We start from the raw sequence: 10,547 nt of genomic DNA, 5'->3' as shown, positions 1-10,547 counted from the left end.
GAACACCAAACGTCTTCACGAGGCGTTGGACTACGCCACCCCACAAGAAGTAGAAACCGAGTATTATCTCACCGAGCCCATCAACACAGGGCCGTAAAAGAAGCGGAACCAAACCCAGGACGCTTCAGACTGCGGTATGCCATGGGTTGGACACGAGATCCACCGCGCCTATCGCTAGGCCTACGGGGTTAGCACGCCTAGCAATCTTTTTGCTTGCACGCTTAACCACTCCCTTAAGCGCAGCTCCCCCGGCTGCACCGGCACCTGGAGAAAGAAAGGACACAAGTTCCCGACGTTCTTTGCTACCCCATTCGACGAGGTAGATGGGTGAATTGGGGTAGGCAGATTCGACCGCTTTTACTTCCTTGCGCCAATCTGGATCCTTTTCCGTGGTGAACCCACGGGCTATGAGCACCGGTGTGCCATCTCCTTTTCGCACCCGCCGAATATCGAAAGAATTGTCCTCACCCAGGTAAGAGTTCAACGCCTGCACCCCAAACGCTGACCCCAAAAGACCACCGGCAGCGGCCACAACCATACTGCCCCCGGCCATACCCAGCCCACCGGCGGCTAAGGACCCGAATCCCAGCGCCGCAAGACCCGCGTTTGTTGCAGCAGCACCTGATAGCCCCAAGACAGTCGTACCAACAGCACTGCCCACCATAGGCGCGAGTGCGAGCCCACCTGACGCGCCAATCGCCAACGTTGCTACAGCCGTGGCAGACAGCTTTGCAGCCCGCGCTACGTGCATAGCCTTAAACTCGCGGAGCTCCCGCCACTGTGTGAGGTTTTCGATTCGGTGATCGATGCGTTCAAAATCTGGCACGCGATGGGTGTGCTCTGCGCAAAACACAGGGACTGGAACTGGCCGGAGATCAGCCACTGCAAAATGGTCACACCCAATCGCGCTACATTTCATAGTTGCCGCACCGCACGACGCACACACGTAAAGCGATTTGTCCGACGCCTTTTGGTGCTGAGTCTTGGCGAGGCAGTGCGAACACCACTCTTCTTCCCCAGTGCCGTCGAGGGAATCTACGAGATCACCAAGCCCCGTGGCTGCTTTCGCAGCCTCCTTCGCCTGTTTAACAAGTTCCTTGAATTTTCGCTCGTAATCCTTCGTGGCGGTCTTTGTCGAGTCCTCGACTATTTTCCGCTGTGCATCCGGCGTAAGGAGGCCGCCATCAAGTGCCACCCCAGCTTCGATGTCGGCTATCACTTTCTCCTTTTGGAGCACCAAATCGTTGAATTCCTGCTGAGCAACAGCAGCCAGCCAGAGGGCGTTCACAATAGCTGGCGACTGCGCTAGCTCGGGATCGCCGTCAACCACCGGATCCTGCCCCTGCCCCTCTTTTGACACCGTGACCAAGCGTCCCATTGCTGATCGCATAGTCAGAGTGAAGTTTCCACCTTCGCCTGGAGTAAACGAAATCGCATCCGACTCAATTGAGAACTTCTCGGACATGTCACCGAATCCCTACAAAATCTTTCAGTACCTAGTTTTATAGTATCCGGTCAGGGGTGGGCGTAGATATCCAACTTCACTTCACCTCATCGAAACTTGTACCCAGCCGCAGTGCTCTGTGAGATCGCCGTCAGTAGTCTCCGTCCCCGCAATCCTTCCGCAACAGGGACTCAGCGTGCGTCTTAGGTAGCAATCCAAGGGTCACTGCTTCGAGCCCAGTTAGATAAGCAGTTCAGACGGAGTGCGGGGATTTCGCGTTGCCCGGGTCGTCTCGCTTATCCACGCTTGCCAGCTCCCTCACTCACCACTACCCTCAGTGACACGTGCCATACATCCGCACGACCTGTCGACGCACTAGGAGCAAGCCATGAAATCCCGTACACACGCGGCCCTCGCCATCAGCGCCGCCACCCTCGCCGCCGCGGTCTTCGCCGCACCCGCCGCCCAAGCCTCCACGCACACCTACTCCAACCAAGGCGGCGACGTCCGCTGCGAGATCTACGACTACCCCACCTCCCACACCACCCTGTGTGTTTCCGACGCCGCTCGCCCCGCTCACCCGGAATGCAATCCGCCGCAGCAGCTCATTCCGGCCATCAAGGTGGAAAAGGGCTGGGTCGGCGAGCTTTGTTGGAACCAGGGCTTCACCCAGCCCCCGGAGAAGCTCAGCCCGATGTCTGTCCGTAACGGCGGCGGCGCCACCGTCTTCGCGGCACCGGGTGGAGACCTCTTCGTCTTTGACACCATTAAGATGGCCCTGATCCAAGTTGGCAAAACGAACCGGGTCCTCTTCCCCGGGTTCTAATCAAGGGTTGACACCAAAACGCCGGTGGCCGGACCAATCATGGTTCCGGCCACCGGCTATGTGTGGGGCCAGCGGGGCTCGAACCCGCGACCAGCGGATTATGAGTCCGCGGCTCTAACCGACTGAGCTATAGCCCCTCCAGCGAGTTACCCGCTCAGGAAACTATACCTTGGCGGCTGCGTCGCTCTTCTGTCGGCCTGCTCGTTTTTTGGCGCCACCAATTTTTTGTTCTCAGGACCCGCCACGTAAGCTAAGGCGCACGCATTCCTCCATAGCTCAGTTGGCAGAGCATTCGACTGTTAATCGAAGGGTCACTGGTTCGAGCCCAGTTGGAGGAGCCATCCGCTTCAGTATCTATTGAAGAATACATCTCTACTCCACCGGCAACGAGGACCTACTTAGGCAGATCGTGTCGAATCGACCGCTCCCCCGTCGGTTTTTGCCGGTAAAACTTGATCGCCGACACTCCCATCCGTGTAGCCCTTGCCCACGAGTCCGACCCGGGCAGGTCCTTTAAGAAAGTTTCCTCCAGATCAACCCGGTCACCTGGGACAAGGTTGTCGATAGAAAAGTTTATCGGCCCGCTGTATTCGGCTCCATCGATGCTAAACATCCGTTCCCCATTGACTAACACAGCAAGGTCCATGTACTGCTTTGCGGACGGGTTCGCATAAGGCTGGTGCACCCTGAAACAGAGAGTTCCGCCCACTTTTACCGAGTGCAGATGCACAAGCATTCGGTTGCCCCGGCGCAACTCCGCTGCCGGCATTCGGAATGACTTCCGGATTTCAACATCGCAGACCTCTTTTCCTGCAGAGTTGACAACCTTCGCAGAAAGTGGCGAACGCCCAGAGTCATTGGCCAGCTGCTCTTGTTTGAGATCGCGCCATTCCTGGTAAAGCGTCTTCTGGGAGTTCACCGGATATCGGTTCAGTTCGGGAGCGTTCCTCTCGATCAAGTCCCGAACGACAAGGCCGTTTCTCACTTCCCTTTCATCGAACGCAGACATGAGATCAACCAATCGGCGGATGCCACCAGGAACCCAGGTATCAAATGCAGCATCGAGCTCATTGTGGATCTCCCCCAACCACTTTCCGTGGCGGAATTCCCAGTATGCCAACTTGTATCGGCCATATCCGTGAAGCTGAGAGTCGAATCCAAGTGCCTTCAATCGCGTTGTCACATCCACCGGGAAATCTGCTTGGCATTTTGAGGCCAACGCGCCGAATGCCATATCTGCATTTCCGTTCCGAGAAAGCTCGATGGCGTTGCCTCGCGCGTTAAGCCAATCTCCTTCAAAAAGCTTCCGGTAGCTGGCAACTAAACGGTTTCCGTGAAACCCAACCGTGTTCTGACGTAAAAGCTCGCTTAACTTAAAATCAACACTTTCAAGCGCCTCAAGGTCTATGAACACATGGTTTTTCAGGTCGCAAGCGGCATGGATCTGATGAGCAATCGAATCATCATTTTCCATCACGCGCCCATAAAACGATGTCCTCTGAGCTTTGCTACCTTCCCGTCTCTCTAACCCGTAGGTATACCCAACTATTTGGCTCCAATACGGTTTAGCCATTGCGAGAGCAAGTCGACTATCCAGTCCACCGCTAATGGAAAACGCGACGTTTGAATACCGCTCAAAAGACTGGCGCTGAGCTGCACGCCAAACACGTTCTATTTCAGCGTATTTAGCTTCAGCGCTCCAGTTGAGGAATGGATTAGGTCGACGAGGATAAAAGCGACTACTGCTACCGGCTTCCCATTCCAATTTATGATTCGGCAGCAAATGTTTGAGCGACTTGTACGGAGTGAGGTCAGCTGCCCACTGGTAATCGGCCACCACCGCATCCGACAGCGATTCGGAGATCAATTCATGCGGCGCAATCGAATTCAAGAGGTGCAAGTGAGAAGCCGCTACTGCCGAATCTGAGGAATAGTAGACAGTCCTGTTGCCAATCGCATCGTTATAAAGCCAGGTAGTACCGCCAACGTGGAGAACTATGACATATCTGCCACAGATGAAGTCGAGCTCATCTTCAAAAGCATCGATAGATTGCTGAGCCAGGTGGAGAAGTCGTTCGGCGGAATGATCACTGGCACCTTCGGTCGACGCCACAGCCCAGTGCCCCCGGATAACCAGGTAGTCTCCGCTATCCAAAGTGGCTTGTTCCTCGGGAACAAAATGATCACTCCACCACCAGAGGCCGTTAGGCAACTGTGCTTTATCGAAGTGACCTATTGTTCCAAAATCTTGTTCAGCTAAGACGAAACCACCGCTGAACGGTGTATCCTTCGATTCCATGCTCATAGTCTAACCTCGGGGATCTACGCACCGCATGCGCCCATTCCCTACAGCTTCCGATGCCCCTGAGACGTAGCTTTTGTACACTTTTTCGTCGCGACTCTATTGCTCTCTGGCAACTCACCAACACCAAATTTTGCCATTTTTGCTAAGGAAGTGGATACCTGGGCATTGAATAGCTCACGCAGCTCTTAACTCCAACAAATCTCCCTCGAGACACTACAGCGCATCAAGCACTCGATCATGGATAAACTGGAACCATAAACTTGAAGTCGCGATTACGTAGATTAGCTCCGTCATCAAAGCCCCTCAGTTGAGGTTGCCTCGAAAATTTTCTCGACTGTGGGCCAAAAGGAAATGCCTGTCGCGTAAATTCACGCGATTATACCCCGCCGATCAGAGCGCTCCGGCTTCTTAGCACTATCTCTCGGACAATCTGCACAAATACGCTATTGCTTCGCAATCTCGGCTTCGAAGTCGCTGATAATCTGCTTCAGCGCAGTGTAGAGCGCCGGACCGTACTTCTCGTTGCGCAGGCCAAAGTCCACATTCGCCGGGATGTAGCCGCCCGGGTTACCAAGGTCGTGGCGCTTGCCGTCGTGCACCACCACGTGCACGGGGTGGCCCTCAGTAATCATCAGCTCAATCGCATCGGTCAGCTGCAGCTCACCACCCTTGCCGGGCTCAATCCGGCGCAGGGCATCAAAGATCGCCCGATCCAACAGGTAGCGGCCCGTTGCCACAAGCGTCGACGGGGCATCTTCTACAGCAGGTTTTTCCACCATGCCGCGTACCCGCTTGACCTCAACGCCCTCAACCTCGGCATCTGCGTCCGCAACATCGAACACGCCGTAATTAAACACCTCATCACGGTTGACGTTAAACGCGCACAGCACCGAGCCGCCCAGCTCCTGGCGGACCTTGGCCATCTTCTCCATCACGCCCGCCGGCAGCACCAGATCGTCCGGCAGCATCACAGCAACGACATCTTCACCGACATCGAGCGCGACCTCCGCGCAGCCAACAGCGTGACCCAGGCCCAGCGGCTTAGCCTGAGATACCGAAATCGCGTCGATGAGATCGGCAGCGCGCGCAACCTTCGTCACCTGCTCGTCCTTGCCACGCGCGGCGAGGGTTTCACGCAGGGTGGTAAATTCGCCGAAGTGCGCCATGATCTCTTCCTTCTGGGGCGCGACCACCACTGCCAGGCGCTGCGCACCTAGCTGCGCAGCCTCCTCGGCGATAAGCTCGATGCCGGGAGTATCCACCACCGGCAGAAGCTCCTTCGGCACAGTTTTCGTGGCGGGCAAAAAGCGGGTACCCATGCCCGCCGCCGGCACCACAACCGTCTTAACCGCGCCCTGGGAAGACGCGGGTGTCGTTTCGCTAGAAGTCCGCATAAATATCGAGCCTACATCGCCCGAACCCGATATTAAGCGAAAGCAAGGGCGCGACGTCCAATGGTAAATCACGGCAAAGTATAAGTGGAACCAAACCACATTCTACGACTTAGGAAAACTGAAGCAGTGGTAGGAAGAGAGGAGTAAGTGATGGTCGCTTTGCTGCAGATGGGGCTCAACTATTTTTTTGGCGCTCGAAGAATTTCATTAGATCGTGGCTAAGCGAGTTCCATTGACCTGCTAAATCGTCAAATACTGTGTCAAATGAATCGACTGGCTCCGCTGATTCAACGATGTCTTCTCGATTTTTAAAAAGCGGAATAGGTTGCTTTTCGTCGCGACGCCACCGCACACGAATTCCATCAAAGTGCCCCGCGAAAACCTCTTCCTCTGGTTCAGCATCTTGCTCGATTCCCCGTATTCTGTGTACGAGGAGCTGTGCGTCATCAGGAATACGGTTAGGCGAATAAATGAACTTGGTTGCCAACCAGGCACCTCTAGTCTCTCCTAAAGAAAAACATTCATGCGCTCGGAGGTCTACGCAGCTTACCCGGTTCGCGTACTGACGTATTGGCTGCCGTTTGAAGTGTAAGGCCGGTTTCGTTGACGCAGTCAGTTTTTCTGAAAGCTTTTCACCATTAGGGCAAATGGGAAGCTCATCAATGTCGATTACGCAAACAGTACGCGCACCACTCGCAAAAGACCTCCGGCAATGCTCCCAAGAGATATGCTGCCCGAAATCAGAATCCCAAACATTGTTTGGACCACCCGTGGCACCAAAGGGGGTGTCCCACCGAACAACGATATGGTGCTCAATTCCCGGCACACGCGACAGGACCTGGTCCAACATTTCTGGGGAGTAGTTTTCGCTGCAATTGTCATAAAGAACGACTGCATTGACCCCATTGACCTGTGCATTATAAAACGCCCAGTAGGCGATCCATTCGAGCCGGTTATCTTGTTGTTGGGTCACCAGAATATTTGCATTTTCATATTGCCGAACCGGCGGAGTATCCACATCAAGGCGCCAGTACCCAAGGGAACCCTCAATTTCAAGGATGCCGTTATCGAAGCTAACGGGAAACGATGCCCTTGACATCCGATTTAGGTTCTCAAACTTAACGTCAGGAGAAACGTCGACCCAATTCCATTTAAAAGTCGAGGCGCGCAATTCCGACTCAAGATTAAGAAACGGCGGCCCAATCATCCAAACACGCCCATCCTGGATGAATACGTCAGAAAAGATGGTGTCGAAGTCAAATCTCTCTAGATAGTTACTCTGACGATCAGCAGGTTTCCGGGGCGGAACTCTTTTAAAATTCCCGGTGTCCGGTAATACGACTCGATTAGGTGAATAGATCATGGCGAACCCTCCAAAGTTACAATGTGAAGCAGCTTTTCGTCCCTAGACTTAGAATTCCTAGCCCAAGATCGACTTCATTGTCCCGTTCGTGCCTCTGCCCGGACCCAAGCGGATCCCAATTCTAAGTCGAAAGACTCGCTAAGCCACATAATTTTCTTGTAGTACAACGGTCCAGGCGCGGGGGTCAGCTCTCCCAAAACAGTCCCCTGTTTACCATGAAACATATCAACACGCATGAAAGGAGTTCCCAATTTTACCGTAGTTTTGACTGCCGCATCGAGAAGCGCGTCCGGATCTGCCGGAATCACAGGCTCTCCATAGTCGATATGCTTCCAATCACTCTCCACGTACCCCTTACGCGGCAGTTCATTAAAATCACCATCAAAAAACACGTGCCGATCTCGACCGCTATTTCTATCCACTTGCTGTATCAACAAAGGCTGGTCATAAAAACAATAGACTTTGTAGTCCAGGGGCACAGGCTTCTTCGGATCGGGACTTTCTACGAATTCTTCCGCCATTAGCTTGTACTGACCTTTGTAGTTGCATTTGGAGTACGCTTCTTCTTGGACAAGCTTAATTCCCTCTAGACCATACTCCCGGCGGTTCAAAGAATCCCAATACCGCCCATTCTCACGTCGCTCCAAAAGTTGAACCCCCCAGTTGGAATGCATCACGGTGGGCTTTAAAACAAATTTCGACGGAAGCTCGTCCAAAGATACAAGCTCTTCGGGAGTGTCCCAATACTTGTAAAGTCTCGGCATGGGAATCTCATTCTCTTGACAAAAGGTGTGGAGCTTTGCCTTGTCATTAACCCACCAGGGAACGTTCTTTTCGGTGTGGTTAAGCCTTTCCTCGACCTTTTTTACCCAGGTTGTCACTTGCACTCCTTTTCACAGTTAGAATAAAAGCTTTGGCGGGCGAATTACTGTAACGAGACCCGCGGAACAGCAGTCTACCGGCTTGCAGGCAACTTTTGTTCTTGGCCCTTCGACTATTGGTGTCGTAGTGCCTACGCCGACGATATAGTTAGATTATTCACTGAAGTGCAAGTAGTCGATTTTAAAAGTTTCTATTGCAAAATTGAAAAGCGAGAAAACTATGACCTCGAGTACACTAAAGAGGACGTATAAGCCATCCTGGATTTTTGCAATGGCTTTTGGGGCCGCGGTCGGCTGGGGTGCGTTTATTTTACCTTTTGATTGGATCAAGTCCGCTGGCTGGGCCGGTACCGCCATTGGATTCATAGTAGGCGGTTTCCTTATGTCGATAATTGGCTTCAACTATGGAATTGCCGTTCGCGCCATGCCAGTAACAGGGGGAGGCGTCGCCTTTGCGATGTCGGCGCTAGGTCGCACGCACGCATTCGTTGCCGGATCCGCTTTAATGCTCGGGTACACGTCCATCGTCGCCCTAAACGCTTCTGCAGCCACACTCATATTGCGCGCGACTGCGCCACAATATTCAATGACTTTTCCCCTATACGAGGTGGCAGGTTGGACAGTCTATCTACCAGAGGTACTTTTTTCGTCTCTCCTGATACTTACATTTGCGTATTTGAATGCGAAAGGGGCGGGCCTCTCCGGGAGGTTTCAACTTTTCTCGGTTTACGCCTTGATTATTTCGGTAATCATTATTTCCATTTCGTCGGGTCTCTACTTTCAGGATCAACACCCAATACTCTTGGCCCCATTCGGCGAATCCCAAAGTCCGCTAGACGCGGTCACCGTGATTGTCGCTTTTGCACCGTGGGCCTACGTGGGATTCGACTCGATCCCCCAGCTGGCAGGCGAATTTGATTTTCAAGCTTCCAGAGTCTTACGTCTGATCTTCCTCAGCATCGGTGCGGCCACGGCTGTGTACATTCTAATGACCTTCAGCACAGCGGTAAGTGTCGGCATAGACTACCAGCTTTTTGAAACTGAAGCTTGGCCACCTGCCGTCGCTATCTCCTCACAAATGGGCAACTCTGGTTTGGCCCTAATGCTGATAGCCGTGACCGCGGGAGTACTGACTGGACTCAACGGATTTTATGCGGCGTCAAGCAGAGTCTTGTTTACGATGAGTCGCTCTCGACTCGTTCCGACTAGGTTTAACAAGGTTTCGAATACCGATCTAATACCTTCCACCGCAATTTATTTCGTTGCTGGAGTGTGTCTAATCACGCCATGGTTCGGACGAGCTGCGCTATCTTGGATTGTCGATATGTCAAGCGCTGGAATTAGCTTGGCCTATTTTTACACTTCATTCTTCGTTCTTAAGATGGGCTTACGCCAGCATTACGAAAGCAAGACCGGCAAACGTTGGAACGGAAAATACCTTATTTCTGGCTTTATAGGTTGCACCCTATCCGTAGGTTTCCTATTACTTTTGCTGCTGCCCAATACGCCAGCGTCTCTCGGTAAGGAATCTTACACTGCACTACTTGTTTGGACTGGAATAGCGATTAGTTTTTTCGTTTTTTACACTCGCAATGCTCTCCCCTCAGAAGATTAGAGAGCCTCAGATATTTCTAGCAAGTCTATGGTCTAATGACGTCATGCACATGATGCATCCTTTGTCTAGTTCCTGCCGCAGCGAAGGCAAGACTAGACATGTCATGTCTAGGGACTTTTTGGATAAGGAGTCCAGGAGGTTTTCGGGCAGGATGTCTAGTAGCTTTTTGGGAGGGTGTCAGGAAGTTTGTGTGTGAGACTCTGATCTAGAAGGAGTTTCACCGATAATGACTACGGTGTCACCGAAGAAAAGCCATGACCCGGCGAGGGTCAACGAGATCAGCGAGAAGCTGATGGAAAATCCTGAGCTTGCCAGCTTGATTAGCGAGCTGTCGGCTTCCGCTGATGATGCAAGCGAGCTGGTCAAGGGCCTGCCACAAGCATCGATCAACGCTGGTCTACAGGCGGAGATGGATGCGCACTTGGGCTACGGACATTCCGACCGCAAGACCAAAGTGTTGCGCGCGTGCATTTAGTAACACCGTGGTGAGTATCGGGTAACGCGATGGTGAGTATCGAGTAACACTGCAGTTTTCGGGGGAACTCTTTGGTGACCGCGTGACTGCAGGGCACGCGGCATTGCCAAAGGAGTCTGAAGCGTCCTGGGTTTGGTTCCGCTTCTTTTACGGCCCTGTGTTGATGGGCTCGGTGAGATAATACTCGGTTTCTACTTCTTGTGGGGTGGCGTAGTCCAACGCCTCGTGAAGACGTTTGGTGTTC

Annotated in this window: 7 protein-coding genes, 2 tRNA genes and 1 pseudogene; 4 read left to right on the top strand and 6 right to left on the bottom strand. The window is 53.0% G+C overall.

Annotated features, from left to right (window positions below; translation table 11 throughout):
* Positions 1–124 precede the first annotated feature (124 nt).
* Positions 125–1,465, bottom strand: coding sequence for a hypothetical protein (locus tag EAW56_RS10385; RefSeq protein ID WP_147453286.1), 1,341 nt, complete (start codon positions 1,463–1,465; stop codon positions 125–127).
* 367 nt (positions 1,466–1,832) lie between these two features.
* Here EAW56_RS10385 and EAW56_RS10380 point away from each other — a divergent pair, with 367 nt between their 5' ends.
* On the top strand, positions 1,833–2,270 hold the full coding sequence (locus tag EAW56_RS10380) for a hypothetical protein (protein WP_122086449.1): 438 nt from the start codon (positions 1,833–1,835) through the stop codon (positions 2,268–2,270).
* 63 nt (positions 2,271–2,333) lie between these two features.
* Here the strand turns inward: EAW56_RS10380 and EAW56_RS10375 are convergent.
* Positions 2,334–2,407, bottom strand: a tRNA-Ile gene (locus EAW56_RS10375).
* Between the two features lie 128 nt (positions 2,408–2,535).
* Here EAW56_RS10375 and EAW56_RS10370 point away from each other — a divergent pair.
* Positions 2,536–2,611, top strand: a tRNA-Asn gene (locus EAW56_RS10370).
* A 53-nt stretch (positions 2,612–2,664) separates the two neighbouring features.
* Here the strand turns inward: EAW56_RS10370 and EAW56_RS12615 are convergent.
* The 4 genes from EAW56_RS12615 to EAW56_RS10345 all read right to left on the bottom strand — a co-directional run bounded on the left by EAW56_RS12615 (position 2,665) and on the right by EAW56_RS10345 (position 8,213).
* Positions 2,665–4,569, bottom strand: a complete 1,905-nt coding sequence (locus tag EAW56_RS12615; RefSeq protein WP_147453285.1) for a hypothetical protein — start codon at positions 4,567–4,569, stop codon at positions 2,665–2,667.
* 449 nt (positions 4,570–5,018) lie between these two features.
* The gene (locus EAW56_RS10355) at positions 5,019–5,969 is read right to left on the bottom strand and encodes a UTP--glucose-1-phosphate uridylyltransferase (RefSeq protein ID WP_122086444.1); all 951 of its coding nucleotides are present in this window, start codon (positions 5,967–5,969) and stop codon (positions 5,019–5,021) included.
* Between the two features lie 175 nt (positions 5,970–6,144).
* Positions 6,145–7,332: a hypothetical protein gene (locus tag EAW56_RS12610; RefSeq protein ID WP_147453284.1), complete on the bottom strand. Its 1,188-nt coding sequence runs from the start codon at positions 7,330–7,332 to the stop codon at positions 6,145–6,147.
* Positions 7,333–7,406: 74 nt separating this feature from the next.
* A complete protein-coding gene (locus EAW56_RS10345; RefSeq protein ID WP_167457428.1) occupies positions 7,407–8,213 on the bottom strand; it encodes an ATP-grasp fold amidoligase family protein in 807 nt (268 codons plus the stop codon).
* A 271-nt stretch (positions 8,214–8,484) separates the two neighbouring features.
* Between EAW56_RS10345 and EAW56_RS10340 the strand changes: the two genes are divergently transcribed.
* Together EAW56_RS10340 and EAW56_RS10335 are read left to right on the top strand one after the other, a co-directional pair.
* A complete protein-coding gene (locus tag EAW56_RS10340; RefSeq protein ID WP_167457427.1) occupies positions 8,485–9,828 on the top strand; it encodes an APC family permease in 1,344 nt (447 codons plus the stop codon).
* 226 nt (positions 9,829–10,054) lie between these two features.
* Positions 10,055–10,282, top strand: a pseudogene (locus tag EAW56_RS10335) (IS256 family transposase); the annotation flags it as partial.
* Positions 10,283–10,547 lie beyond the last annotated feature (265 nt).

Origin of the sequence: Corynebacterium gottingense, assembly GCF_003693265.1 — a bacterium.
GTDB lineage: Bacteria > Actinomycetota > Actinomycetes > Mycobacteriales > Mycobacteriaceae > Corynebacterium > Corynebacterium gottingense.
Note: the sequence above shows the minus strand (reverse complement) of the source record. Positions and strands in the feature narration are given on the sequence as shown.

Coding starts and splice junctions, on each gene's coding strand:
- EAW56_RS10385 (WP_147453286.1), bottom strand. CDS start 1,465: ATGTCCGAGAAGTTCTCAATTGAGTCGGATGCGATTTCGTTTACTCCA.
- EAW56_RS10380 (WP_122086449.1), top strand. CDS start 1,833: ATGAAATCCCGTACACACGCGGCCCTCGCCATCAGCGCCGCCACCCTC.
- EAW56_RS12615 (WP_147453285.1), bottom strand. CDS start 4,569: ATGGAATCGAAGGATACACCGTTCAGCGGTGGTTTCGTCTTAGCTGAA.
- EAW56_RS10355 (WP_122086444.1), bottom strand. CDS start 5,969: ATGCGGACTTCTAGCGAAACGACACCCGCGTCTTCCCAGGGCGCGGTT.
- EAW56_RS12610 (WP_147453284.1), bottom strand. CDS start 7,332: ATGATCTATTCACCTAATCGAGTCGTATTACCGGACACCGGGAATTTT.
- EAW56_RS10340 (WP_167457427.1), top strand. CDS start 8,485: ATGGCTTTTGGGGCCGCGGTCGGCTGGGGTGCGTTTATTTTACCTTTT.